The sequence below is a fragment of the Streptomyces sp. N50 genome (genome assembly GCF_033335955.1).
Lineage (GTDB): Bacteria > Actinomycetota > Actinomycetes > Streptomycetales > Streptomycetaceae > Streptomyces.
On sequence record NZ_CP137549.1, the window covers coordinates 10055072 to 10079986 of the forward strand.

Here is a 24915-nt window from a genome sequence, read left to right on the forward strand (position 1 = left end):
GGGTGTCATGCCTGCACCTGGAACTGGACCAGCAGGCGCTGGACCGGCACGGGCGTACCGAACACGTCAGGGTCCGGCAGATCCGGTGGTCCGCCGGTGACGGCATGGGTGACAGCGCCCACCTCTACGCGGTCACCGTCATCGACGGCCCGCCGCTGGCTCCGATCGAGGAGAACGGGCTCCTGGGCTGGACGTGGGTGGTGGGCGGCACGTACACGGTGACCGTCGATCCGCAGGGCCGTGCCCCGCTCAGGCGGGGGGACAGGCCCGGGCCTCCGGTGATCCAACAGCCGCTGCAGATCCCACTCGTCCTCGGCCTGGCCTCCGTCCTGCGGCGGCCCGCAGGTCTGCTCCTGCGCCGACGACGCGTCCCGTCAGCCGGACCCGTCACCCGTGAGGGCGACCGCCGCTGCAAGCTCCGCCCGTCCCAGCGGGCGATGGTGGCACCGATCTGCATGACTGTCGGCTGAGTCGGTTCTGGTCAGGCGAGGACGCTCACCCGTTGCCGTTCCGCCTCCGCGAGGCGCGCCGAGCGGGTCCGGGTGCCGAAGGCAGCCAGGGCGATCGCGCCGAGGAGCCAGGTGCCGGCGATGAAGTAGAAGACGCTCTGGTAGCCGTGGCCGTTGTAGAGAGAGGCGACGATCAGTGGGCCGGCGGCGTTGGACAGGCGGCCGAGGCCGTAGGAGACGCTGGTGCCCAGTGAGCGGCTGCGGGTGTCGAAGAGTTCGGGGGAGTAGGCGTAGGCGAGGGCGGTGTAGCCGCGTTCGAAGAAGTTCACCAGGAAGCCGAACACGACGATGAGGACGGGGTTGAAGGTGAGGCCGTACAGCAGGCCGCAGACCGCGATCACCGTGCCGAAGGCGACCAGGCACCATTTGCGCTCGAAGCGGTCGGTGACCAGGGAGGCCAGGTAGCAGCCGAGTGGTGCGCCGATGGTGGTCAGGGCGACGTAGAAGACGGACTTCTCGACGCTGAAGCCCTCCTTGGCCAGCAGGGTGGGTGCCCAGCTGGAGTAGCCGAAGAAGCCGATGGTCTGTGTCATCCACAGTGCGGTGAGCAGGAGCGTCGGGAGCAGGTACCTGCGCTGGAGGAGCAGCCGCAGCGGCGCCTTTGCCGACGGCTTTTCGGTGACCGGGGGCGCGGGCTCGGGGAGAGGTCCTTTCTCCGCGGCGACGCGTGTCTCCATCTCCCGCAGGATCGCGTCCGCCGTGGCGTGGTCCCCCCTGCTTTCGAGCCAGCGCGGTGACTCCTTGAGGTGCCGGGTGAACAGGACGAGCAGGATGCCCAGGGAGCCCCAGAGGTAGACGAGCCGCCACGACCAGTCGTTGAGCGGTACGACCGCGCTGGCGATGAGGTTGGTGACGGGGGTGCCGCAGATGCCGATGGCGATGGCGTACGCCTGGTACTTGCCGCGGGTCGCCGACGGGTACATCTCGTTGACGTAGACGACTCCCACGACGGTCATCGCCGACAGGCCCGCCGAGGTCAGGACGCGGAAGACGCCCAGGGACACGAGGTCCCAGGAGAACACCGCGGCGAAGGAGGAGAGGCCGAAGAAGAGTGTCGTCCACAGCAGGGCCCGTTTGCGGCCCCATCGGTCGGCGAGGGAGCCGGCGACGATCGCCCCGATGAACATGCCGACGAACGAGAGCGAGGTGACGTAGGCGATCTGGTCGACCGTCACGCCCCACAGCTTGATCAGTTTCGGTGCGGTGGTGGCGAAGCTGTTGATGTCGGCGAACTCGAAGAAGTAGGCGAAGGCGACGGCGAGCAGGGTGACTTTGTGGAACCGGGAGACCGGAAGCCGGTCCAGTCGGTTCAGCGCGTTGGCGTGTTGCATGAGCGGCCCTTGTCGAAGTCGGGGAGATGGGAGGGGAGTTGGGGCGCCTGGAGCGGGAGTTGGGGCGTCAGGCGTCCTCGCCGGGCCAGTACAGGCGCATCGGGTTGGCGACGAGGAGCTTGTGGCGCTGGTCGTCGGTGACCGCCACCTGCGGGACGTGGTCGACGAGGAGGCCGTCGTCCGGCATGTGGTCGGTGAGGTTGGGGTGCGGCCAGTCCGTGCCCCACAGCACCCGGTCGGGGAACTCCTCGACGACGCGGCGGGCGAAGGGGATGACGTCGGTGTAGGCGTGGCGTTCGCCGTCGAGGGCGGCCGGTCCGGTGACGCTGAGGCGCTCGGGGCAGGTCACCTTCACCCAGATGTCGTTGTCCTCGACGAAGCGCAGGAACCGAGTGAACTGCGGCCCGTCCACCGGCCGGGTCACGTCCGGGCGGCCCATGTGGTCGATCACCAGCGGCACGGGCAACGAACCGAAGAATCCCTCCAGTTCGGGCAGGTCGGCGCTCTCGAAGTAGAGGACGACGTGCCAGCCCAGTGGGGCGACCTTCTTGGCGATCGTCTGGAGGTCGTCCTCGGGCGAGGCGTCGACCAGGCGGCGTACGAAGTTGAAGCGCACTCCGCGTACGCCCGCCGCGTCGAGTGCGAGCAGTTCGCTCTCGTCGATGTCGGGTCGGACGGTCGCGATGCCGCGGGCCCGGCCGCCCGCGGCCCGGACGGCGTCGACCATGGCGCTGTTGTCCGCGCCGTGGCAGGTGGCCTGCACGATGACGTTGCGCGCGACGCCCAAGTGGTCGCGGAGCGCGAAGAGTTGATCCTTGCCGCCGTCGCAGGGCGTGTACTTGCGTTCCGGTGCGAAGGGGAACTCGGCCTGCGGGCCGAAGACATGGCAGTGGGTGTCGACGGTTCCCGGCGGGAGCCGGAAGGCCGGTTCGGACGGATTCTCGTACCAGTCCAGCCAGCCGGGGGACTTGGGGGCGAGGGTGCTCATGCGCGTCACCGGCCCTGGTGCTTGAGCAGTGCGTCGAGGCGGGGGTACACGGCGCGGACGTTGTGCTCCTGGACCGCTGCCAGGTCGTCCGCGGGCAGCTTGGCCGCTTCCGCGTAGCGGCGGGTGTCGTCGAAGTGGTGGCCGGTGCACGGGTCGATGTCGCGTACGGCGCCGATCATCTCCGAGGCGAAGAGGATGTTGCGGGCCGGGATGACGTCGTAGAGGAGGTCGGCGCCGGGCTGGTGGTAGACGCAGGTGTCGAAGTAGACGTTGCCCAGGAGGTGTTGCTCCAGCGGAGGCTTCCCGAGTGCCATCGCGAGGCCCCGGAAACGGCCCCAGTGGTAGGGGACGGCGCCGCCGCCGTGCGGGATCACCAGGCGCAGGGTCGGGAAGTCGGCGAACAGGTCGCCCTGGACCAGTTGCATGAACGCCGTGGTGTCGGCGTTGAGATAGTGCGCGCCGGTGGTGTGGAAGGCCGGGTTGACGCTCGTACTGACATGGACCATGGCCGGGATGTCGTACTCCACCATCTTCTCGTAGATCGGGTACCAGGAGCGGTCGGTGAGTGGCGGGGCGGTCCAGTGGCCGCCTGAGGGGTCGGGGTTGAGGTTGACCGCGACGGCACCCAACTCCTCTACGCAGCGCGTGAGTTCGGGTACGCAGGTGGCCGGATCGACGCCGGGCGACTGCGGGAGCATCGCGGCGGGCACGAAGCGCTCGGGGTACAACTGGCTGACCCGGAAGCAGAGTTCGTTGCAGATGGCCGCCCACGCGGCTGAGGTCTCGAAGTCCCCGATGTGGTGCGCCATGAACGACGCGCGGGGCGAGAAGACCGTCAGGTCGATGCCGCGCTCGTCCATCAGCCGCAACTGGTTCGGCTCGATACTCTCGCGCAGTTCGTCGTCCCCGATGCGCAGATCCGCGCGGGCGGGGGCGGCCGACGGATCGGTGAGGGAGGCGATCTGCCGCTTGCGCCACGCCTCCAGGGCCGGCGGGGCGGTCGTGTAGTGACCGTGACAGTCAATGATCATTACGGCGTCCTTCTCAGGCTGCTGGGTGCCGTGCAGCCTGGCCCCGCCCCGCACCGGCGGACGAGAGGGCCGAACGCAGAACTAACCTCCCCTTAACACTCCGGCGAGGACCCGGTCGGTGTGGTCTACATTCGGCTGGACGGGATCGTCGGAGTGGCCGAAAGGAGGTGGGCGGAGTGCAGATACTGCTGGCCGAGGACGACGACGGGGTCGCCGCGGCGCTCGTGGAGGTCCTCTACGACCACGGCCACGTCACCAGACGCGTCCGCTACGGCCGGGACGTCCTGACCTACCACCGCAGCTCCGACCTGCTCCTTCTCGATCTGGGCCTGCCCGACACCGACGGCCTGGACGTGCTGCGCGCCCTGCGGGCGGTCAGTGACATGTCGGTCGTGGTGCTCACCGCCCGCGGCGACGAGCGCTCGGTCGTGCGCGGACTACGGCTCGGCGCCGACGACTACCTCGTCAAGCCGGTACGCCTCGCCGAGCTGCTCGCGCGGATCGACGCCGTCACCCGGCGGACTACGGCGAAGGACGGTCCGACGCTGCGGACCGTCCGTGCCGGTGACGTCGAGGTGGATCTCGACGCCCGTCGGGTCCGGGTCGACGGGGCCGAGGTCGAGCTGACCACCAAGGAGTTCGACATCCTCGCCGTGCTGGCCGGACGGGCGGGCACCGCGGTCAGCCGTGAACAGCTCCTGGACGAGGTGTGGGGCGACGCCTACCACGCCGTGTCCCGGTCGCTCGACGTCCACCTCACGCAGCTGCGGGCCAAGCTCGCGCGCCCCGAACTGCTCACCACGATCCGGGGCTTCGGCTACCGCTTCGGGGACCCCGGGAACTGAGGAGCCGACGCGTGCGCACCCGGGTCCAGGCCGCGCTGCTGCTGTTCGTCGTGATCGCGGTGGCCGCGTTCGCCGTACCGCTGCTGCTGTTCACCGCGTCCGACCGCACCCAGCAACTCGTCCTCGCCCGCAGCGCGGACCTCGACCGCTTCGCGTCCCTCATGGACCAGGCCGCACAGACCGGCGACACCTCGGCCGTCACCGCCGAGGCCCGCCGCTACACACAGTTGTACGGCGAACCGCTCGTCGTCACCGACACCCGCCGCAAGCCGATCGTCCAGACCGGCGGTATGCGGGCCGCCGACCCCGCTGTCGGCCGGTTGCTCGACGGGGCGCTGCGCAACCAGACCGCGCACCCCGCGGGCGCGCTGCGTCCCTGGTCGAAGGGGTCCCGGATGTTCGCCGAGCCCGCGGGCACCGGGACCCGGGTCTCCGGCGCCGTCGTGCTGCGAGCCTCGGTCGACACCGCGGCGGAGGACATCACCCGGCGCTGGGCCGCCGTCATCGCGGGGACCGCCCTGGTCGCCGTCGCCTGCACGGTCCTCGCGCGGGGCGCGACGCGGTGGGTGGTCAGCCCGCTGCGCCGCCTGGACCGCGCGGTCGGACAACTCGCCGCAGGACTCCCGCCCGAACAGACCCGGGCCGGCGGCCCACCGGAACTGCGCCAGCTCGCGACCGGCTTCAACCGCATGGCGCGTACGGTCACGGCGGCCCTGGAACAGCAGCGCCGACTCGTCGCCGACACCTCCCACCAGATGCGCAACCCCATGGCCGCACTACGGCTGCGCGTCGACGCCCTGAACCGCCACCTGCCCGCGTCCGCCGACCGCACGTACACGGGCGTGACCACCGAACTCGACCGCCTGGAGACCCTGCTCGACGACATGCTGACCCTCGCCACCGCGGAACACCGGGCCGGGGAACTCGCCGTGACCGACGACTCCGGCGCACACTGCGACGCCACGGCGGTCGCGACCGCCCAGTACCGGCTATGGGAGCCGGTCGCCCACCGCGCCGGCACCCGCCTCGCACTCCACACCGCCAAGACCCCGGTCATGGCCGCCTGCACGGATCACGAACTCGCCCAGATCACGGACATCCTCCTGGACAACGCCATCAAGTACGCGGGCCCGGACGCCGAGATCTCCCTGCGCTGCACCGCCGAAGGCTGGCACGTGGCCCTCACGGTGACGGACGACGGACCCGGTCTGACCGCGGAGGAAATCGCCCAGGCCACCACGAGGTTCTGGCGCTCCGGCCGACAACGACAGGACGGGTCGGCCGGTACGGGCCTGGGGCTGGCCATCGTCGAACAACTGCTGGCGGGCCGGGGAGGCCGACTGGAACTGGGGCCCGCGCGACCACGAGGACTGCGGGCCGCGGCCCTCGTACCGCGCGCCGTCACCGGCGCGGCCGACCGCGGCGGGACGACCGGCCCCAGCCAAGTGCGTCGCCCGTCGCCCGGGCGGCTCACTGCCGATCCCGGAGCGACCGCAGCCCGCCGTGATCCGCGCGGCGGCACACGATGACCCGCCCTGTCGACCGCCGCGCCCTGCTCCACGCCGCCCTCGGCGTGACGACCGCCGCCGTCCTGGGGGGCGTGCTCACGGGCGACGCCTCCGGGCAGCGGCCCGGACCGAGCGGTGTCCTGCGCTTCGCGACCGGGGAACCCACGGCCTTCTACGAGGCTTTCGGCCGCCTCCTCGCCGCCGAACTCACGGCGGCGTACCCCCGTCTGAGCTGCCGCGTCCGCACCACCCCGGGCAGCCTCACCAACATCGAACTGCTCCGTGACCGCCGCGCCGACCTCGCGCTCGTCCTCACCGACACCGCGCGGCGGCCCAGGGCGCCGCCCTCTTCCCGCGCCCCGTGCCCATGCGAGCGATCGGCAGGCTGTACGAGACCTACCTCCAGTTCGTTGTCCGCGCCGACTCGGCCGTGCACACGGTTGGCGACCTGGCCGGACACACCGTGTCACTCGGCGCGGCCGGATCGGGCGCGGCTGTACTCGGCGAACAGATCCTGCACGCCGCGGGTCTGTCGCCGGGCACCGAGGTCGCCGTACGCCATCTTCCGCTGGCCGACGCCGCTGATGCCCTGCGGGCGGGCTCGGTTGACGCGTTGCTCGTGGCAGGCGGCGTACCGCTGCCGGTCCTGTCCGAACTGGACGACCGGTTCGGTCTGCGGTTCCTGCCGCTGGCCGGCCTGCTGCCCCGGCTCGGCGGACAGGGCGGCCAGGCGGGCTCGGGCCTGGAGGAGGTGTCCTTGCCGCAGGGCGCGTACCGGGCGGCGGGCGGGGTCGCCACCATCGGGGTGTCCAACCTGCTGGTGTGCCGCCCCGAGTTGCCCCGCGGCGTGGCCGAGGCGCTGACCCGCCTGCTGGTCCTGCGCGCGACCGAACTCGTTCCCCGCAACGCCGTCGGCACCCAGTTCCTCGACGTCCGCAGCCTCATCGGCACCGGCGCCGTCCCTCTGCATCCAGGGGCGATCGCGGCCTATCGTGCGCTGCACGGCTGAGCCCTGGGCGACGTCGGAAGTGCTCGTCAGGCGGTCCTGGATCGTCGAATTGACGGAACGTCAGATGTGTACCGACCTCCACTCGCTGGTTGTGCACGAGTTCACCGGGATGCTGCTCGGGTCACACCTGTCGGGCGAGGCCGGTGTCGTAGGCGAAGAGCACTGCCTGGACGCGGTCGCGGGCGTCGATCTTGGCGAGGATGCGGCTGATGTGGGACTTGACGGTGGATTCGGCGAGGTGGAGCCGTTCGGCGATCTTCGCGTTGGTCCAGCCGGTGGCGATGGCTTTGAGGACCTCGCGTTCGCGTTGGGTGAGGTCGGCGAGCCTGCGTTGCTGTTGTGGGCTGTGGCCGGGGAAGCGGTCGCTGAAGGCGTCGATGAGTTTGCGGGTCAGGCCGGGTGAGATGACGGCGTCTCCGGCGTTCACGGCGCGGATGCCGGCGACGAGTTCGTCGGGCTGGGCGTCCTTGAGGAGGAAGCCGCTAGCGCCGGCGCGCAGGCGTCGTAGGCGTATTCGTCGAGGTCGAAGGTGGTCAGGACCAGGACGCGGGAGCGTCCGCCGGACGCGATGATGTGGCGGGTGGCCTCGATGCCGTCCATGCCGGGCATGCGGACGTCCATCAGGACGACGTCGGGCCGTAGTTCGGCGGTCTTGCGGACGGCTTCGATGCCGTTGGCGGCTTCGCCCACGACGGACATGTCGGGTTGGGCCTCCAGGAGCATGCTGAAGCCCATGCGCTGCAGAGCCTGGTCGTCGACGATGAGCACGGTGGTCATCTGGGGTGCTTCTCCGGGGAGTGGGAGGGTGGATGGGGGTCGAGGAGCGCCTGGACGGTCCAGCCGCCGCGGCTGTTGGGGCCGGCGGTGACTTCGCCCCCGTAGAGGGCGGCGCGTTCACGCATGCCGCCCAGGCCACGGCCGCCTCCGGTGCGGGGGCGGCGGTCTGTTCGCGGGGAGCGGGGCGGGCCCGTGTCGTCGACGGTGACGCGGAGGGCATCGGAGGTGACGGCGATGCCGACTCGGACCGTTGTGTCGGCGGCGGCGTACTTGACGGTGTTGGTGAGTGCCTCCTGGACGATGCGGTAGGCGGACAGTTGGAGGCCGGGTGCCATACCGGTGAGGTCGCCCCGGAAGTCCAGGACGACGGTGGGGCCGGCGGTGCGAACGCGCTCCAGCAGTTCGTCGAGGTCGGAGAGGCCGGGCTGCGGGGCCAGTGGGGCTTCGTGCGGCCGGTCGTCGTCCTCGCCGATGACGGAGAGCAGGCGGCGCAGTTCGGCCAGAGCCTGACGGCCGCTGTCGCTGATGATGCGGAGTGTCTGCGCTCCGCGTTCGGGTTTGGCCTCGGTGAGTGCGGCGGCGCCGTCGGCGAGGCCGACGATGACGGCGAGGGTGTGGCCGAGGATGTCGTGCATCTCGCGGGTGTCTGCGTGCTGATGGTCGGTGCGGCGGTGCTGTCGGCGCTCGTCGTCTTCTTCTGCCCGCACCGCCGGACCCGGGCCCGCACCCGCAGTGACGGACTGCCGAGCGTGTTCACTGCCCTGGCCCCCGGCGTGCCCGCCGCCCGGTAAGGTCCGGGCCGCCCGCACCGGGGACGGGCCGCCGACGGCGTCACCCAGTCGGGGCGTTGAGGGGTAACTCCCAGGGTGAAGGGATGCTGCTGACGTCGAGGGGCCTGCGGGCCCGGCCTCGGCCACCGTCACTTCATGGGGTCTTCTGTCCATGGCGGCGGATTGTTGATGTTCCATGGCGGTTTATGTCGTTTCGTCGTGTTTCTGCAGGTTTGTCGTGGGGTGCGGGATTCCGCCGGGCGGGTGCGGGTGCGGGTGCGGGTGCGGGTGCGGGCGGGGGTGTTTGCTGCACCCTGGGGCGCCGGGGTGTTGCCGTCGGGCTGCCCGGCATCCGGGATGAGCCTGTATGGCGTGTCGGGCTTTTCGGCTGCGGGCGGCCGTGCGGGCTTCCAGGGGGCCTTGTCGTCCGTGTCCCGGGCGATGTGAAGGCGGTCGCCGTGCCGGCGCGCGGTCTTGTTGTGTCCGTGGGGGGCTTTCTTTCCGGGAAGTAGGGGGAGCCGGCGTGGGGGGTCGCCGCGCCCCGTCCCGGGTGCGGGGACCGTGTCCGGGAGCGTCCTCAGCCGTGTGCGCGGTTGTGCGCGAAGGCCGTGTGCCAGCTGGCCGTCGAGACGGCCTGTGTTCAGCGGTTGCCCGTCCAGACGGTCCGCTCGGCGAAGGCGCCCCGCGCAGCCGCTTTGGCCGCACGGATCTTCTCGAGTTGGTCCGTACCGACTCCCAGGTCCGCGGCGAGGGCGTGTACGACCTCCAGGACGTCGGCGAGTTCCTCCGGTGCGGAGTCCTTGTCCGCGTCGAGGAACTCGACGACCTCCTCGCGGAGTTTGTCCCGTAGGCGGCTGCGGTATTCTTCGCGGCCCGCGGTGTATGTGACCGGTTCGGCCCCGTTCTCGCGGATGATGTGCGGGATGAGGTCCCGTACCAGCTTGCCGTGCCTGTGGTGGGGCTCCATCCGTGTTCTCCCTCGCCGATCTCTGTGAGGCGGTCGCCGACGCCGCTCCTCGTGCGGTCGCCGATGCCGCTCCTGGTGCTGTCGCAGCCTAGAGAAGTCGCTCCACACCGTGCCCGGCGGGCCGCCGGTCCCCTCCGCCGGAGCGGCTTGTGCTGCTGCGGCGGAGCCCTCGTGCGGGATCGGCTGTCCGGGGCTTCTGCGTCCGGACGGGCTGCCGGGTTTCGGGTGTGCCCGGATCCGGGCGGTGCGTCCGGTGCGGACCGGGTCGTTGTGTGGCAGCGGCGTACGCCTCCACGCGAGCGTCACCGACGTCATGGCTGGCAACAGCTTGTCTCGAAGCTTTTTCCGCGAGGATTTCGGTCCGTGGCAAGGCGGGAAGTCTCCCTGGCCAGGGCCGGTCGAGGGAGCTGAGTGGCTGGACGATCGCGGCGCTGATCGCCGGGGTGTGGTTTTGGAGCGGGCTCTTCGGTTTCGGCGGGGCCGCCCCTGCCGTGCCGGATGCCCCGCAGCCGTCCGTGTCCGTGTCTGCGGGCCGTTGATGGCTGCCCGGCGCGGACTCCGGCTGCGTGCGCCGTGCGGCCGCGGTGAGCAGGTTGAGGCTGCGGTCGTCGCCTTGGCTGCGGGGTGGCTGCCGGTCCGGCCGGCCGCGGCTGCCTGGCGTGCGGCCCTCCGGGTCTGGCTGCCATGGTCCGCTGTCCCTGCCGCCGTCCTTGCCGCCGGTGCTGCGGTCATCGGGGCCCGGCGTGCTCTGCGTGCAGTGCGCGCGCTGCGGGACCTGTTCATCCGGGACGGCTGGACGGTCCGGGGGGTGGGTGGCCGGGGTGGCCCGGGCCGCCGGCGTCGTCGGGCAGGACCGGCGGCGGGGCGGGGTCGTCGCGCGGGCCGGACACACCGAGGCCGCCGGCGGAGCCGGCTCGGCCGTGATGTACCGGGTCAAGGGGACGGCCGGCCCGGTCCACGGTGCCCGGATGGTGGTCGTGGTCGCTGGCGGCTCTTTCACCGGCGACGCCAGAGCCTGGGGCGGGTGCCATCACGTGTACTGGATCGGCCGTGACCGGCTGCGCGGCTGGGCTGAACAGGGCGTGCCGCTGCAGGAGTTGCTGCGCCTGCCCTGCCTGCCCTGCCTGCCCCGTCGGCCCGCGCGCCGGGCGGCCTTGGGCGGCGTGTGGGCCGGCGGGCGTGAGGAGGGCTCGCGCGCTGTCTGCCGGGCAGCCCCGCGGGGGCGGGCGGGGGCCGCCTGTGCGCCCCTCGAACGGGTGTATGCGGGGCGAATGCCGGGTGGGTCGCTGGGTGGTGTCGGCATGCTGCGATGCGCATGCCGGTGCGGTGGCCGCCGGCTGCTGACGATGCCTGTGGCCTGTGTGAAGGGAACTTCTTGCGTGATCCTTCTGTATGCCTTCTGCGACCAGGACGGTGTCTGGCACGGTGACCGGGATGCCGTGATCGATCAGAGCGGGCCCTCGTCGGGCACGCTGACTCTTGCCGCCGGGCCGCCCCGTGAGGCGGGCGTCTTCGCGGGCCAGACGCTGACGGTCCTGTTCGCGGCCTGCGGCCTGGAGGCCAGCCAGAGCAGCTACCGCCTCGACGACGGGCGCCGCGTGCCGGCGTCTTGGCACGTCCACGAACTCCTCGCCCCCGCCTACGAGCCGGACACCGGCGCATCGCGTGTATCGCCCGGTGGGGTTGCCGCTCCCGGCGTCAGGTTCGAGGTCACCCACGGCGGCCGCCGCTACTGCCTGGCCGCAGACCCGGCCGGTAGCGGACGGCTGGAGGTGACCGTCCTGGTCTGCTCGACGGACGGGATCATCCACGGCGAGCTGACGGGGGAGATGGACGCCGGCGACCTCGCCGGCATCGGCCGCCTCATCACGGCCGTGGCCGGCGCCTGCTTGACACCGACAGATCCTGCTCCGGCCGCCGGCGCCTTGATCGGGATGATGGCGCCGGGGGTGAAAGCATCCCGTCCGGGCGCCGCCTGGACGCCCGCGGCCGAGCAGCATCTGCGCCAGGGCCACCGCGCCGGCAAGACCGCGGCCGAGCTGGCCGGCGAACTGGGGCGCACGGAGAACGCGATCCGCTGGAAGCTCTTCGGGTTCAAGCTCGCTCCTTATCCCGCGGACCTGGTGCCCGTGCAGCGGGCCGCGCCGGCCACCGAGCCGGCACCGCCCAAGGCGTACACCGTGGCGGACAGACGCCACAGCCATCCCCGCGCCTACGAGCGCTGGACACCCCAGGAGGACGCCCGGCTGGGCGAACTGCACGCCCGCAGCATGCCGGTGGGGGAGATGGCGCGGGAACTGGGCCGCAACGAGGGCGCCATCCGTGCGCGTCTGGAGCGCATCCTCCCCCCGTTCTGACTCCTCGCACCGGATGTGCTGCGCTCCGGTGCCCGCCACGCCGGGCCGTGCGCCCCCGCAGGCATGCGGTCACCGCCTTTGTCCGCGGGAGCGCTGAAGAGCGTCGCGCGGGGAGCGGGCGCCGGTGCCGCCGCGGCGGCCGGCGGGGGCCGGGAACAGCCAGGACCAGGTGCCGGCGGGGACGGCCCCGTTGACAGCGCGGGCCCGGCCGTGAGATCGCCGCCGTCGCCCCGAGCGCGATACGGGCCCGGCGACGCCCGGGCAGGTGGACCGGCACGGGACACCGACTGCCGTTGCAGTGCTGTCGGTTCGGTGCGATCTCTTGGTTTCGGGACAGTGGGGTGAGAGGCAGTGGGATCTGGGTGTGTTGTTGCTGGTCGGTGGCGGTTTCGAGGCGTGGGGTCACTGCCTGAGTGTGAGAGAACCGTGGGTCATTGCTGTTTCGGGGCGTTATTGCATGAGGGGTGACGCTGTCTCAGTTTTGTGAGTTCTGATCCGCTGGCCGGTGGGTGTTGGTGTGCTCAGGGGTGTGGATCAGGGAGAGCGGGACCCGGCTCCGGAAGGGGTGGGTGGTGACGCGGGTGGGGTTTTGCCGGCTGTGTCGGTTCGGGCGTTGCGGGGACCGGCGGTGCGTCGTCTGCTGGCCCTGCGGCGGGAGGGGAAGCTCACCACTGGGCAGGTGAGGTCGGCGGCGGATGTGCTCGGGGTGCGGGAGCGTGCGGTGTGGCGGTGGCTGGCGGCCGCAGAGCGGGACGAGGCTGCGGCCCGGGCACCGGGGGAGCGGGCCGCGTATCCCGGGCGGTTCACGGTTACTGATGAGGTTCGGGCTCTGCTGGGGCTGTGGAAGGGGAACGTCGCGGCGGTGCATCGCGAGCTGACCGCTCGCGCGGCCAGGGGAGAGGGGCCGCCGCCCCCGTCGATCCCGACGCTGCACCGGGCGATCCGCCGTGATCTGACGCCGGGGGAGCGGGCGGGGCTTGCGGGAGGGGAGCGGGCGGCGCGTAAGCACGATGTGTTCTTGGCCCGGCCGCGCGGCTGGCGCAATCAGGTGTGGGAGACCGATCACGTCCAGGCCCCGGTGCTGGTCGATGTCGACGGTGTGGCGCGGCGGCCGTGGATCACGTGGTTCACCGACTGCGCGACGAACGCGATCACCGGCGTCGCCGTCACGCCAGGGAATCCGTCGCGGGAGTCGGTGCTGGCCGCGCTGCGCTCCGCGGTCCTGCGCGAGGCCCCCTACGGTCCGTTCGGCGGTCTGCCGGAGAAGGTACGGGTGGACCGTGGCAAGGACTTCCTGTCGAGGACGGTGACTGCCGCGTTCGATCTCCTGGACGTGACGGTGGAGGATCTGCCCGCCTATACCCCGCATCTCAAGGGCACGGTGGAGGGCCTGAACCGGGCGGTGGAGCTGATGCTGCTGGCCGCGCTGCCCGGCTATGCCCGCCAGCCACGCCCCGGTAAGCGTGCTTCCCGTCCGAAGGGCGAAGTGCTGCTCAGCTTCGAGGACTTCACCACCCGGCTGCTGGACTGGACACGCTGGTGGAACACCGAGCACCGTCCCACGCCGTTGCGGGGCAGGACCCCACTTGAGGCGTGGCAGGACGATCCCACCCCGCTGCGGGACGTGCCCGAGGCAGATTTGTGGACGTTCACCCTGGAGGACGCTGGCACCCGCACGCTGACCACCCGCGGCATCCGTTTCAGGAAACGCGACTACGTGGGGCCGTGGATGACCGGCCAGGCCGGGATCCAGGTCCGCATCCGCTTCATGCCCCACCATGACCACCGGATCGAGGTCTACGACGCGGCCACCGGCCGCTACCTGGGGCCTGCGGACCTGGCAGACCAGGCCACCGACGAACAGATCAGCGCCGTACGGCGGGCGCGGGCCGCTCGCTCCCGCCGTCTGAGGAAGGATCTGGAGGCTTCTCGGCGCGAGCGCTACGCCGCCGTGAACCAGCCCGCCGCCCCTCAGCGGCTCGGCGCGCTGACCGCGACGCAGGCGGAGGCCGAACTCGCCCAGTCCGCCGCCACCGACCTGTCGGATCTGGCGCTGCGAGACCTCGTCCCGCCCGCTGCGCCTCCGGCCGGGTGGCGCACCCCTGCTTCCCTGGCCGCGCTGACCACACCGGGTCTGCCCGCCCCCGTGCCGTCCGGCCGTGATTCCGCATTAGTCCAGCCCGGCCCGGACGCGCGGAGCGCACAGCCCGCCACCGACGAAGAAGGAGACACCCTGTGACCGCGGCCTCCTACCAGTACGTCGGCCTGCCGGACGCGTCCGTGGTCACCACCCGCGCCCTGCTCACCGCACGGGAGAACATCACCGACACGGTCGCGGCCCGCGCGATGATGTGTATCCACGGCGGGGCCGGCTTCGGCAAGACCCTGGCCGTCAACATGTGCCTGCAAGAACTCGAACCTGCCGAGGATGTCCGCCGGCTCGCTTTCCGTGCCCGGCCCACCGCCCGCGCGGTGCGCTACGAACTGTTCACCGCGCTCGACCTGCCCGGGGCACCGCCGCGCCACCCCAGCGAGTTCGACCGCCTGCTGAAGACGGCCCTGGCCGAGCGCCCCCGCACCTTCCTCGTGGACGAGGCCCAGTGGCTCAACGGGGAGGCATTCGAGTACTTCCGCTACCTGTGGGACGACCTCTCGACCCACCTCGCGGTCATCTTCGTCGGCGGCGAGGGCTGCCACACGGTGCTGCGCCGCGAGCCGATGCTGGCATCGCGGATCTTCATCTGGCAGCACTTCACCCGCCTCACCCCCGGCGAGGTCAGGGAGACGATTCCGCTGTTCCACCCGGTGTGGGCCGACGCCGACCCCGATGACATCGCCTTCGCCGACCAGCATGCCGCCCACGGCAACTTCCGTGACTGGGCCCGCCTCACCGCCCACGTGCGCCTGGCGCTTGCCCGTACCGGCCGGCCACGGGTGGACCGGGAGGTCCTGCGCTGGGCGTTCGGCCGGCTGGGCAGCTCCGCCTGATACCCGCTTGTACGCAGCACCGCAGGTCATCGTCTCTACCAGACAGCGCTGGGCGGGAAAACAGGGAGATGGGCCGCGATGGGTCTGCTGGATCCGATCAATGCACTTGGTGAGATCGCCGTGGACGTGCTGGTGTGCGGTCGGGCCGCCTCCCCGCGCTGTCCGCCCCGCAAGACGCTGCGCACGACGGGTCGTCCGCCCTTCACCGTGGTCGTGGACCGCGAAGGCGATGTGCGCTTCACCCGCACGGTGCTGGCCGCCCACCATCCGGCGGCGGGACGGGTCGTCGTCCACCCCACCGTCAGCGGCGGCGGCCGACTGCTGTGGCACGACGTCCTGCACGCCGTGGCCGACGGCCGTCCCCTGCGATCCCCCGTCTGCGCCGCCAGCGGCAACGCATCCGCGCAGGAGCGCTCAGCACGCGCCGCCCTCAAAGCCGCAGGCGTACGCCGGCTGACCGTTCTGCGGGCGCACCGTTTCGGATGCGGCGTCTGGGCGGAGCTGGTGGCCCTGCACCGCACCACCCGCACAGACGTGACCGTCGTGCACCACGCCGGACTGCCCGCAGACCTGGCGCATCTGCTGCGCCACTGCGACCACCGCATCCTCACCACTCACGCCGACGTGCGGGCGCTGCATCCGCCGGCGGAGACCTCGGGGGAGTCCTGGGTGGATGTACGGCATCGGTGACCGGCAGCGCCGGGGCGCGGTCCTGTGCCGGGCGGCGGTCCTGCTGAGGTTGTGCCGCTGCCCGACGCCGTCCCGAGGCGGCAGCTTCTCCCGTGCCATCAATCAGACAATGAATCGTTGTTCCATTGCTTCCGTGCGATAGGGTGGCGGTATGCCACGTGATCTCCGCCAGCAGGCCCGTGACCGTCTGTCCGTACTGGCTCCCGCCCCTGGTGACGACACCACGGCCGCGCGTCGCGTCGAGCAGGACGCATCGCTGGTGGGGCGACTGCTGGCAGCCGCCGGCGAGCAGAACGACCACGGGCAGGAACCGGGCGTGGGGCCGGACGACGTGGGTGCCGCTCTGGGCCTGTTCGAGGAGATGCGTGAGCAGCTGGACCGGCTGGAGACTCAGGTGGTCATCGAGGCGAGGCGCCGCGGTATGGACTGGCGGCAGATCGCCGCGCATCAGGGCCTGAATTCCTCCCAGGCCGCCTCCCAGCGTTATCAGCGACTGATGACACGGCTCGAAGAGATCCGTCAGGGCGTCCGGTGAGTGAGAACGAACGGCAGATGACAGACCAGCCACCGCAGTTGTTCAACGCGATCGACTCCCTGCTCGCTGCCGTCGATGAGGGCACCGTGCTCCCCGCCCCGGCAGAGCGGGTCCGGCTGCGGGAGGCCGCGGGCCTGACCCCCGCAGCCGTCGCCCAGGCCTTGGGCGTACGGGTGCCGAGCATCACCGCCTGGGAGGCTGGCCGCGCCGAACCCAGGGGCGAGCGCCTGGAGGCCTACCGACGCCTCCTCGAGGGCCTAGCCCACCGATACCCCGCCCCCGCCACACCCCCCGGGCGCGAAGACGCCGGCCGGCACGCGGCGTCCCGCCCCTAGCACCGACGGACCCGCAGGCGGAGGCGTCTTCAGCCCCCACTCCACCGCCCACGGCCGAGGAGACTTTCTCCGCCCCGCCCACGGTGCCGGAAGTCGAGCCAGCCGAGCTCGTGCAGGCGCCCGCAGTCCGGAGCGTTCCGCAGCCGCCGGACCCGGCCGGGCGGTCGGCTGCATCGTCGCGTCGGCCGGTGAAGAGACAGGCCGCCGCACCCGGCGGTACTGATCCGCGTTTTCCGCACGGTCCGCTGGCGGTCCTGGACGGTAACGGTTCCGCGTACGGGGTCGACGGCATCGTGCTGGACTGCCCGGCCACCACGATCGTGGAGTTGGTGGAGTGGACGCTGCGCGAGTCCGGCCTAGGTGCCGCGAAGCTGAACCGGCACGGCAAGGACTCCGACCCGCTCATCGTCCTCACCGCGGCGGCCGCCGTGAAGCTCGGCCTGCCCGAACGCCTGGAGGGCCACGAACAGCGCCGCTCCCTGCGCCTCCCGGGCGACCACCCGGCCGTCAAGCAGATCGGCAAGGCGAAGTGGCAGCTCACCCAGCGAGGCTTCGGCCCGTGGGCGCGGATCTACCGCAGGGCACAGGGCCGCGAGCGGCAGTGCGTGCAGCTGGCGATCCTGTCCTGGGACGCTCTCGATGAGCGGTCCTGGCCCGGCGTGGCAGAGATGGAGCCCGCCGACATCGCCCGCGTCCTTGCCGCCTACGCCACGCGGGTCATCACCCCACGCGGGTCGACGGCCGTGTCGGGGCTGGAGTTGATGACGGCGCTGCGCCCGCCCACCCGTGCCGTGCAGGATGTGGCGAGCGGGAGCTGGGTCTCCGGACACAATCCCGGCAGCCTCGGAACGCAGCCGGTGGACCCGGCCCCGCCGGAAGCCACCCCTGAGCATCCCGTGGTCGTTGACTCCGGCTGGGCGGGCGGGTTCCTGAACGAGGAGGCGTACCAGTGGGTGCGCGCGGTCGACTTGCTGAGCGATGACGAGTGCCTGCTGCCCTTCGCGGTCGGCCTGGACCTCAACACCGCATTCCTCGCCGCGTCGGCCCGCCTCACCGTGGGCCTGTCCGTCCCGGACCACTTCCACGCCCCGACGTTCAACCCGAAGATCCCCGGGTCCTGGCTGGTCGACCTCTCCCACATCGAGCTGGACCCCCGTCTTCCCTCACCTTTCACCCCGGACGGCACCCGCCCGACCGGCCCGGCCTGGTACCAGACGCACACCGTCGCCTACGCGCAGGAGCTCGGCTTCGCCGTGGCCCCGTTGGAGGCCTATCTGCGCCGGGAGACCGGCGCGTATCTGGATCCGTGGCACGACCGGCTGAAGACGGCGTACGTCGACACGCTCGCCGACCTCGGCGTCACCAAGGACCTCTCAGACGCTCAGTTCCTGGCAGCGATGGAGCGGCACAAGCAGACCGACCCCGCGATGGCCGCCGTCCTGGCCGCGATCAAGGCCACAGTGAAGGGAGGCGTGGGCAAGCTGCGTGAACGCCCGCAGGGAAAGTCATACAAGCAGGGCGAACGATGGCCAGCCCTGGAACGCCCGACGTGGCGCCCGGACATCCGGGCCGCGGTCATTTCCAAGGCGCGGGTCAACATGCACCGCAAGCTGAACAACATGGCAAAGATGACCGGCCTGTACCCGCTCGCGGTGCTGTCCGACTGCGTTGTCTACCCGAGCCCGGGGAAGAGCCCCCTCGGCTTCCTCCCGTACGCGGCCTCCGGCAAGCCGCAGCCGGGCGGGTTCCGCCTCGGCCCGACTCCTGGCCTGGCGAAGCTGGAAGGTGTGCAGTCGATGCTGTGGGCGGTCGACTTGATGGAGCAGGGCTACAACCCGGCGCGCCACATCAAGGGCGGCGACGCCGTTCTGGACGAAGGGGAGTAGCACGGTGGGGGAGATCGAGGACGCCATCGAGCGGGCCGGCCGGGAAGCGTTCACCAGACAGCCGCCCACGACCCTCAAAGGGCAGATCAGTTACCTGATGAAACAACTGAAGACGGCCGGGGCCGTCGCAGCCGAACTCGGTATCACCGCCGACTCCGTCAACCGCTACCGCCGCGGCGCCCGCAAGCACCCGCCCCGGCACATCCAGGAGCGGATCGACGCCGCCGTACGCTCCCGCTGGCAGCCCCTCATCCGCAAGCGCCGCCGCCAGAAAGCCGCCGCCACCGACGGGATCACCGTGGAGACCCGGGCCCGGTTCGGCTACAGCGCGCCCGTCGGCACGACCGACGACGGCCGCTTCCGCCGCCTGACCGTCCACCTTCCTGCGGAGTACGCGCGCCGCCTGTTCGACGCCCGCGAACAGGGCGCCGGCGACCAGCAGCTGCGCGACATCGTCGCGGAAGGACTGCAGGAGGTGTACTTCAAGGACGGCGGTCGGCGCGCCGCGGGCTTGGAGGTCGCCCTCAACGACATCGACTACTTCGACGTCTCCTTCTGACCTTTTCCTGACGTCTGGCCGGTGGCGTCCCATTCGTTGAACCGAGGCTCGGGAGTCGTCCCATGAGCAGGCTGGCTGTCACACGGGGGTGATTCGATTCCTTCGATGGGAAGACCGTCCGGGCGCGTGTTCTCCGGCGTCGGCTGGGGCGTCCAAGCGTGTGGGCACCCTCCACGACCGTCGTCACGCGGGATCACCACGAGGTGTGCCGCCGTTATCTCGCTTCGGCGCATTCGTCGACGACAGCGCAGAGCCGGCGAATCAGACTCAGGTAGGTGGCAGGGGCCGCGGTCCGCTGCATGTGGGACACAGCCTGGAGCCATTGGTGCCACAAGCCGCCCGAACCCAGGAATCGCGAGGCCCGGTCGCCTCCGAGATTCAGGTCGATGAACACGAGAGCGCCCATGGCCACGGTCTGGTCGTATGCCAGGTCGGGGCGGCGAAGATAGCGATCAAGGTAGGCGGCGAGCAGATCAGCGTCGCGCGCCGTGCCGAAACTGGCCAGGGCCACGCAATAGGCCAGCCCAGCAGACCTCGCTGGCCAGCAGAAGCTCCCCGAGGCGCTCACGGAACTCGGTCCGGCGGGAGACGGCAACGAGCCATGCGGCAGTCCTCCGCTCCGCCAGCCGCCATCGAGGAGGGTAGCGATCTCCTGCGCGGTACTGACTCCCGCGTCTTCGCCGAGATCCCGCACGAATCGGTCGTACTCAGGACTTCGCATGCGCAGCACGCTGCCGCTGAGCTTCAGATAGCGCCGCTCGGGCGTGACATAGCGGCGGCGCAGGGCCAGCAGCTCGGCATCCTCGTGGGCATGGCGCATCACAGATCCGATCCTGGCTTGCTGGTACGCAACGCGGCCAGCCCTTTTGACGTGACGCCACCCGTCCGCAGAGGGACAACTGCTGTGCCGCCCACGGTGCGGTGCCAAACTGGCATTGACGCTTCGAAGGGGCCCCACTCTTGCGGCTTGGGCTCTAGAGGTGGTTGCAACACCAGCCCCTCAAGGGTGTTGCGCTGGTCAAGCCGCGTCGAACATCGAAGAAGCCCGAGCCTGCTGTTGCTGCTCCGAGCGCTGGGGCCGGGCGGGTGGTGCGCGGCTAGAGCGGCAGGACAGGCTGGATCTGGTGTTTGGCGGCGGCCTTCTGCGTGGCGAGGAAGTCCTTGATAGCGGGCCGGCCCAGCAGCAGGGTCACGGTGCGCGGCTTGGGCCGGTGTCCGCCAGTGAGCTCGGTCAGGAAATCCGTGGTCACGATCCGCCGTGCCGGCGCATCATGCACGTCGTCCAGGACGCCCTGCTCAAGCAGCCGGACGGCCGTCTCGTCCAGGGTGTTCTCGATGGTGCGGTAGGCGTCGGCGGCATCCTGCTGGATGGCCTGCTGGGCAAGAGCCAGGGCCTGTTGGAGCAGACGGTGATGAAGCCAGTCGTCTTCGCCGCCGGGAGCCGGGAACGCTTCGGCGGCGGCCTCGCGCCGCTGGCCGTAGCTGCCGGCCGAGACGACAGCCTGCATCTTCTGCAGCAGACCAGCGATCCGCTCCACCTCCGCCGGATCCGGCACATCCAGCTCGGCCCGTGCGGGCTGCGCCTGTTCGATGTCGTCGCTCAGCACCTCCCACCGCCCATGCAGGTCACCGGCCCAGGCCGCCGACACCTCCCACTCGTGGATCACACTCTCCACGACAAAGGCCACCCGCAGGGCTTCCACCTCACCGTCATGGCGCTGTGCAGCAGCCAGCAACGTATCTGTCCGCTTCCGCAGCGCCGGCGGCACACCGTTGTCCGTGGTCGGCGCCGGATCGCCCTCGCTGTCCTGCCCGTCGACGGGCAGGACAGCGAACTCGTCCGCATCGAAATGGTCCAGGTCCCAGTACAGGATGCGGGCACCGCAGGCCGCGGCCAGGTGGGCAATAGCGTCGGCGTCGTACCGGTCCTCGCCAAGGACGGCCCGCAGCCCGGTGTCGCCACCCACCGATGCCGAGATCAGTTGCAGCCCGTGCCGGGAGGCCAATTCGGGCAGCGCATCGGCCACCTTGCGCAGGTCGGAAGCAACCACAGGAACAACCCCCAGCGTGCCGGCATCACAGATGGCGCCGACCGTAGCCCCAGCCGGCGCCGCCGCGGGCCGGCTCGCCAAAACCCCACCGGCCAACACGAGTTCCAGAGATGATGGGAGCCGGCACCCAAAGCCACCGAAACGATTCGCCACCGCGTCGGTGCGGCCGCCCGTCCGAGTCCGGGCACACAGCAGACGGCACAGACGGCCGCCCAACCCCCAAGGCCAGGACGCACAAGGCACATGGCAGGCCTAGGCCACGGGGACACCACACAGAACCCGCCAGTCCACTCGGCGCTCAAAACGGTGACGGGGCGCGCCCCTGGCACTTGGCCCGCCCCAACCAGCGGGCGGGGCGGGGCCCGGAAGGGTGAGGGGGTTCTAGAGTGCCGGGATGAGTGCGCGTGTGCAGCGGATGAGAGACCCCGATGTCCGCCCCCGCCTGCGGGAGTGGATCTGGCAGCAGCCGGAGGCGAAAGATGCTGTGCTGCGTGAGGAGTTCGGCCTGTGCAACGGCGAGTCCCGTGCCGACATGGCGGTCCTCGCTCCCCGCCTGACCGGCTTCGAAATCAAAAGCCCAGGCGACCGCCTGGACCGCCTGGCCCGCCAGGTCGGCTACTACGACCAGGTCTTCGAACCCTCCTGGCTCGTCACCACCGACCACTACCTGGACCAGGCATCAGCGCTGGCCTCACCGTGGTGGGGTGTGCTGCTCCTCGATGCCGCAGACGGGCAGCCGTCCCTGCGGGTGGTGCGCGCGGCAGGCCCCAACCCGGCCCGCGAGCCACTGGCGCTGGCCCGTCTGCTGTGGCGGGAGGAAGTCCTGGCCGAACTCACCGCGCTCGGCCGGCACACCGGCACCAGCCGGCTGCCCCGCCACCGGCTGTGGCGGCTGCTGGCCGACGCCCTGCCCGTGGCACGCCTGTCCCAGCGCGTCCAGCACGCGCTGGCCGCCCGCCCGCCCGCTACCGTGCCACCTGCTCCACCGTCTGGGCCAGATGCTGCGTATGCCCGGCCCTGATCCACCGCTCGGGAAGACCCGGCGACTCCTGGCCTGCCACACAGTCGGCAAGATAACGCTCGCCCTCGCTGAATCCCCGGCCGCGGAAGGCGGGATCAGTGGTGATACGGGAGGCCAGTGCCGGCATCTGCGCGGTGCCGTACACCGCCATGTTCCGCCCCTTGACCACCAGGAAATCCTGCGGATCCGAGTACAGCACCCGGCCCAGAATCGTCACCGGCCCCGTCGTCGTCTGCGCTGGCTTGCCGGGGTGCACGACCGAATAATCCCCATACACCAGCCGCCCATCCAGCCCTGAGTTCTCCCGCACCGCAGGGTCCGCTGCACGATCGGGTGACAGGTCAGGTCTCCAAGTCGCCCGGCCGGGAGTCCGTGCTGGCGGCGTCGTAGGTGTAGCGCATTGCGGCGGCCTTATGCGGTGTGCAGTTCCCGGTTCTATGGAGTCGCGCTGTTCAACGACGGTGCGACTCCGGCGTTACGCCGTGGCCGGCTCCGGGACTTCGAGCGCTTCGGCGACCTTCCGGGCCATCGCGGCGACCTCCGGCGGGAACCGGTCCAAGGAGCCGAGGTCGTCGCAGAGCTTGGCCCGCAGTCCGTGCAGGCATGCCATGGTGAACAGCACCTCCGGGGCGTCCTCGGGCTGCTGCGCGTCCTGCGCCTGGTGCTGCCCGCGGCTGTACAACATCCGCACCAGTTCGTCGGTGTCGACGGGCTCCGTCTGACCGAGCAGGCCGGCCAGGTGCGCCCGGTCTTGCTCCTGCGGGCCATCGGCTCGGCTGTGCTGCTGGCTGAGCTGGAGGTAGCCGCGCAGGGTCTCGGGGGCCATGCCGACGTGCTCGCAGTACGCGGCGATCAGCATGGCCACGCTGTCCATGGTGTCCGCCGCGTCCGTGGCCCGGTACAGCGTCATCCGCTTCCAGTCGCGCGCGACGTCCGATGCCGCGTAGCTCATGACCTCCTGACAGCGCTCAACCGCCTCGGACACCAGTTGGTTGACCGCGCGGCGCATGGGCTCGGGTGTCAACGGAAACTTTGATCTCCCCGGTGGTGTGAAGTCCCAGGACATGCTGGGCACCGAAGTCCCGAGAGAAGTTGGACGGTCCGAGGACATCTCTGACGCCTCGTGATCGTTGAAGAGGCGTGGGCGAGAAGACCGAGGATGAGGAAGCCGCTGATGACCGGCGCTGGTTGGCGGAGCATCGCTACCGCGCGGTGCTCATGGTCAAGGACGGTGACCCGGTAGCGCACGTGGCCCGCCAAGTCGGCGCCTCGCGGCAGTCGGTCTATGCCTGGGTGGCCCGTTACGACCAGGGCGGCCTTGAGGCCCTGGCGGACCGGTCTCGCCGTCCGCACTACTCGCCCACCCAGATCGCCGGCGACATGGAGGCGACGGTGTGCGAGCTGCGCTTGGCCCACCCGCGCTGGGGCGCCCGACGTATCGTCCACGAGCTCAAGCGCCGCGGTCTCGCCCCGGTTCCCGGCCGCAGTACGGTGCACCGGATCCTCGTCCGCAACGGCCTGGTTCGTCACCAAGAACAGAACCACCGTCGCGTCTATCGGCGTTGGCAGCGAGACGCTCCGATGCAGCTGTGGCAGCTGGACATCATGGGTGGGGTGTTCCTGGCCGGCGGCCGCGAGTGCAAGCTGATCACGGGGATCGACGACCACTCCCGGTTCATCGTGATCGCCAAGGTGGTGGCCCAGCCCACCGGGCGGGCCGTGGCCACCGCATTCGCCGAAGCCATGGCCGTCTACGGCGTCCCGTCCGAGGTCTTGACCGACAACGGCAAGCAGTTCACCGGCCGCTTCACCAGGCCGTTCCCCGCCGAGGTGCTCTTCGAGCGGATCTGCCGGGAGAACGGCATCACTGCCCGTCTGACCAAGCCCCGCTCACCCACCACGACCGGGAAGATCGAGAGGTTCCATAAGAGCCTTCGCCGTGAACTCCTCGACGACGCAGGCCCGTTCGCCGACCAGGCCACCGCACAGGCCGCGCTCGACGCCTGGGTGCACGCTTACAACCACGACCGCCCTCACCAGGCCCTCGACATGGCCGCCCCGGCCACCGCGTTCCGCCCCGGACCGCCCGGCAGCCACATCGAGCTGCCCGCCCCACCGCCGAGCACGGAGCCGCCGCTGGCCGAGCTGGGGCTGGTCCCGCTGCGGCTGCCTGCTGAACTACCCTCGCCGCGCACGCCGGTGGCGGACGAAGAGATCCGGGCGGTGGAGTGGGAGACCACCATCTCGCCGATCGGCCGGGTGTTCCTCGTGAACAACCAGCAGGTCAAGTTCACCGAAGCCCTCGGCGGCAAGCGCGTGACCGTCTGGGCCGACTGCAAGAGCGTCCACGTTCTGCTCAACGGTGAGCTCATCCGGACCCGATCGTCCCGACTCACGCCAGATGACCTGCGCAAGCTCCTGTTTCGAGGAGCCCGGATCGCCGGACCGGAGCCCGGCCAGCCGTCGGCCGAATCTGCCCGCCCCGAGCAGGTCATCGAGGTGGACCGGATCGTCAACCGCGACGGTGACATCCAGCTCAGCGGACAGCGCCTGCTGCTGGCCGCCCACCTCGTCGGCCAGCAGGTCACCTTGCGCTTCGAGGGCCGGGTCATGCACGTCATCGCGGGCGGCTACCTGGTCAAGACCCTCCCGGCGCCTGTCGATCGGGCGAAGCGCGCTCAGATCGTCGGCGCTCGCATCGCCACCACCCCGCTACCGCCACCGCCCCTGGGCCCATGCGTGCGACTCGAAAGGTCCC

At 70.9% G+C, this 24915-nt stretch carries 22 protein-coding genes and 3 pseudogenes; 15 read left to right on the plus strand and 10 right to left on the minus strand.

Annotation, left to right across the window (positions count from 1 at the left end):
* The first annotated feature begins 2 nt into the window (after positions 1-2).
* Entirely contained in the window at positions 3-470 is a 468-nt protein-coding gene (locus R2B38_RS44585; RefSeq protein WP_318021536.1) for a hypothetical protein, read from the plus strand.
* 11 nt (positions 471-481) lie between these two features.
* On the opposite strand, the gene R2B38_RS44590 is transcribed toward R2B38_RS44585, so the two are convergent.
* From R2B38_RS44590 to R2B38_RS44600, 3 genes are all read right to left on the minus strand, one after another.
* Positions 482-1840, minus strand: a complete 1359-nt coding sequence (locus tag R2B38_RS44590; protein ID WP_318021537.1) for an MFS transporter — start codon at positions 1838-1840, stop codon at positions 482-484.
* Between the two features lie 67 nt (positions 1841-1907).
* Positions 1908-2828 carry an amidohydrolase family protein gene (locus tag R2B38_RS44595; RefSeq protein WP_318021538.1) on the minus strand — a complete coding sequence of 307 codons (921 nt, stop codon included), beginning with the start codon at positions 2826-2828 and terminating at the stop codon, positions 1908-1910.
* Positions 2829-2833: 5 nt separating this feature from the next.
* Positions 2834-3859 (minus strand): amidohydrolase family protein, encoded by a 1026-nt coding sequence (locus R2B38_RS44600; protein WP_318021539.1) that lies wholly within the window; start codon positions 3857-3859, stop codon positions 2834-2836.
* A gap of 176 nt (positions 3860-4035) precedes the next feature.
* Between R2B38_RS44600 and R2B38_RS44605 the strand changes: the two genes are divergently transcribed.
* From R2B38_RS44605 to R2B38_RS44615, 3 genes are all read left to right on the plus strand, one after another.
* The gene (locus R2B38_RS44605) at positions 4036-4704 is read left to right on the plus strand and encodes a response regulator transcription factor (RefSeq protein ID WP_318021540.1); all 669 of its coding nucleotides are present in this window, start codon (positions 4036-4038) and stop codon (positions 4702-4704) included.
* An 11-nt stretch (positions 4705-4715) separates the two neighbouring features.
* Positions 4716-6233, plus strand: coding sequence for a HAMP domain-containing sensor histidine kinase (locus R2B38_RS44610; protein WP_318021541.1), 1518 nt, complete (start codon positions 4716-4718; stop codon positions 6231-6233).
* A gap of 346 nt (positions 6234-6579) precedes the next feature.
* Positions 6580-7221, plus strand: coding sequence for a TAXI family TRAP transporter solute-binding subunit (locus R2B38_RS44615; RefSeq protein ID WP_318021944.1), 642 nt, complete (start codon positions 6580-6582; stop codon positions 7219-7221).
* Positions 7222-7342: 121 nt separating this feature from the next.
* Here R2B38_RS44615 and R2B38_RS44620 read toward each other — a convergent pair.
* Positions 7343-7998 (minus strand): annotated as a pseudogene (locus R2B38_RS44620) (response regulator).
* Complete coding sequence (locus R2B38_RS44625; protein WP_318021542.1) at positions 7995-8633, minus strand: sensor histidine kinase; 639 nt, start codon at positions 8631-8633, stop codon at positions 7995-7997. The pseudogene R2B38_RS44620 and the gene R2B38_RS44625 overlap by 4 nt, the downstream one beginning before the upstream one ends.
* Between R2B38_RS44625 and R2B38_RS44630 the strand changes: the two genes are divergently transcribed.
* On the plus strand, positions 8628-8789 hold the full coding sequence (locus tag R2B38_RS44630) for a hypothetical protein (RefSeq protein ID WP_318021543.1): 162 nt from the start codon (positions 8628-8630) through the stop codon (positions 8787-8789). The two genes, R2B38_RS44625 and R2B38_RS44630, sit on opposite strands and share 6 nt — an antisense overlap.
* A 135-nt stretch (positions 8790-8924) precedes the next feature.
* A complete protein-coding gene (locus R2B38_RS44635) occupies positions 8925-9215 on the plus strand; it encodes a hypothetical protein (protein ID WP_318021544.1) in 291 nt (96 codons plus the stop codon).
* A 193-nt stretch (positions 9216-9408) separates the two neighbouring features.
* On the opposite strand, the gene R2B38_RS44640 is transcribed toward R2B38_RS44635, so the two are convergent.
* Positions 9409-9735 carry a nucleoside triphosphate pyrophosphohydrolase gene (locus tag R2B38_RS44640; RefSeq protein ID WP_318021545.1) on the minus strand — a complete coding sequence of 109 codons (327 nt, stop codon included), beginning with the start codon at positions 9733-9735 and terminating at the stop codon, positions 9409-9411.
* 1379 nt (positions 9736-11114) lie between these two features.
* On the opposite strand from R2B38_RS44640, the gene R2B38_RS44645 reads away from it, so the two are divergent.
* The 7 genes and pseudogenes from R2B38_RS44645 (at position 11115) to tpg (ending at position 19085) form a co-directional block, all read left to right on the plus strand.
* Positions 11115-12092, plus strand: a complete 978-nt coding sequence (locus R2B38_RS44645; RefSeq protein WP_318021546.1) for a hypothetical protein — start codon at positions 11115-11117, stop codon at positions 12090-12092.
* Between the two features lie 628 nt (positions 12093-12720).
* A complete protein-coding gene (locus R2B38_RS44650; RefSeq protein WP_318021547.1) occupies positions 12721-14331 on the plus strand; it encodes a transposase family protein in 1611 nt (536 codons plus the stop codon).
* Positions 14328-15080 carry an ATP-binding protein gene (locus R2B38_RS44655; protein WP_318021548.1) on the plus strand — a complete coding sequence of 251 codons (753 nt, stop codon included), beginning with the start codon at positions 14328-14330 and terminating at the stop codon, positions 15078-15080. The genes R2B38_RS44650 and R2B38_RS44655 overlap by 4 nt, the downstream gene beginning before the upstream one ends.
* A 78-nt stretch (positions 15081-15158) precedes the next feature.
* Positions 15159-15770, plus strand: coding sequence for a hypothetical protein (locus R2B38_RS44660; protein WP_318021549.1), 612 nt, complete (start codon positions 15159-15161; stop codon positions 15768-15770).
* A gap of 151 nt (positions 15771-15921) precedes the next feature.
* Positions 15922-16305, plus strand: coding sequence for a hypothetical protein (locus R2B38_RS44665; RefSeq protein WP_318021550.1), 384 nt, complete (start codon positions 15922-15924; stop codon positions 16303-16305).
* A 17-nt stretch (positions 16306-16322) separates the two neighbouring features.
* A pseudogene (gene tap / locus R2B38_RS44670) lies at positions 16323-18526 on the plus strand (telomere-associated protein Tap).
* A gap of 4 nt (positions 18527-18530) precedes the next feature.
* Positions 18531-19085: a telomere-protecting terminal protein Tpg gene (gene tpg, locus R2B38_RS44675; RefSeq protein ID WP_318021551.1), complete on the plus strand. Its 555-nt coding sequence runs from the start codon at positions 18531-18533 to the stop codon at positions 19083-19085.
* A gap of 214 nt (positions 19086-19299) precedes the next feature.
* On the opposite strand, the pseudogene R2B38_RS44680 reads toward tpg, so the two are convergent.
* Together R2B38_RS44680 and R2B38_RS44685 are read right to left on the minus strand one after the other, a co-directional pair.
* Positions 19300-19905: pseudogene (locus tag R2B38_RS44680) on the minus strand (DUF6000 family protein).
* Between the two features lie 277 nt (positions 19906-20182).
* Positions 20183-21136 carry a hypothetical protein gene (locus tag R2B38_RS44685; RefSeq protein WP_318021552.1) on the minus strand — a complete coding sequence of 318 codons (954 nt, stop codon included), beginning with the start codon at positions 21134-21136 and terminating at the stop codon, positions 20183-20185.
* Positions 21137-21530: 394 nt separating this feature from the next.
* Between R2B38_RS44685 and R2B38_RS44690 the strand changes: the two genes are divergently transcribed.
* A complete protein-coding gene (locus tag R2B38_RS44690; protein ID WP_318021553.1) occupies positions 21531-22157 on the plus strand; it encodes a sce7726 family protein in 627 nt (208 codons plus the stop codon).
* Here the strand turns inward: R2B38_RS44690 and R2B38_RS44695 are convergent.
* On the minus strand, positions 22102-22467 hold the full coding sequence (locus R2B38_RS44695; RefSeq protein ID WP_318021554.1) for a beta family protein: 366 nt from the start codon (positions 22465-22467) through the stop codon (positions 22102-22104). The two genes, R2B38_RS44690 and R2B38_RS44695, sit on opposite strands and share 56 nt — an antisense overlap.
* Before the next feature lie 165 nt (positions 22468-22632).
* Positions 22633-23109, minus strand: coding sequence for a hypothetical protein (locus R2B38_RS44700; RefSeq protein ID WP_318021555.1), 477 nt, complete (start codon positions 23107-23109; stop codon positions 22633-22635).
* Between the two features lie 188 nt (positions 23110-23297).
* Here R2B38_RS44700 and R2B38_RS44705 point away from each other — a divergent pair.
* Positions 23298-24915, plus strand: a 1618-nt coding sequence (locus R2B38_RS44705; protein WP_318021556.1) for an IS481 family transposase, incomplete at its 3' end; no start/stop codon positions are given.

Bases quoted from the DNA above. Each gene is read 5' to 3' on its own strand.
- R2B38_RS44595 (WP_318021538.1), bottom strand. From the start codon at position 2,828: ATGAGCACCCTCGCCCCCAAGTCCCCCGGCTGGCTGGACTGGTACGAG.
- R2B38_RS44690 (WP_318021553.1), top strand. From the start codon at position 21,531: ATGAGTGCGCGTGTGCAGCGGATGAGAGACCCCGATGTCCGCCCCCGC.
- R2B38_RS44600 (WP_318021539.1), bottom strand. From the start codon at position 3,859: ATGATCATTGACTGTCACGGTCACTACACGACCGCCCCGCCGGCCCTG.
- R2B38_RS44700 (WP_318021555.1), bottom strand. From the start codon at position 23,109: ATGAGCTACGCGGCATCGGACGTCGCGCGCGACTGGAAGCGGATGACG.
- R2B38_RS44590 (WP_318021537.1), bottom strand. From the start codon at position 1,840: ATGCAACACGCCAACGCGCTGAACCGACTGGACCGGCTTCCGGTCTCC.
- R2B38_RS44640 (WP_318021545.1), bottom strand. From the start codon at position 9,735: ATGGAGCCCCACCACAGGCACGGCAAGCTGGTACGGGACCTCATCCCG.
- R2B38_RS44635 (WP_318021544.1), top strand. From the start codon at position 8,925: ATGGGGTCTTCTGTCCATGGCGGCGGATTGTTGATGTTCCATGGCGGT.
- R2B38_RS44615 (WP_318021944.1), top strand. From the start codon at position 6,580: ATGCGAGCGATCGGCAGGCTGTACGAGACCTACCTCCAGTTCGTTGTC.
- R2B38_RS44660 (WP_318021549.1), top strand. From the start codon at position 15,159: ATGGGTCTGCTGGATCCGATCAATGCACTTGGTGAGATCGCCGTGGAC.
- R2B38_RS44625 (WP_318021542.1), bottom strand. From the start codon at position 8,633: ATGCACGACATCCTCGGCCACACCCTCGCCGTCATCGTCGGCCTCGCC.
- R2B38_RS44665 (WP_318021550.1), top strand. From the start codon at position 15,922: ATGCCACGTGATCTCCGCCAGCAGGCCCGTGACCGTCTGTCCGTACTG.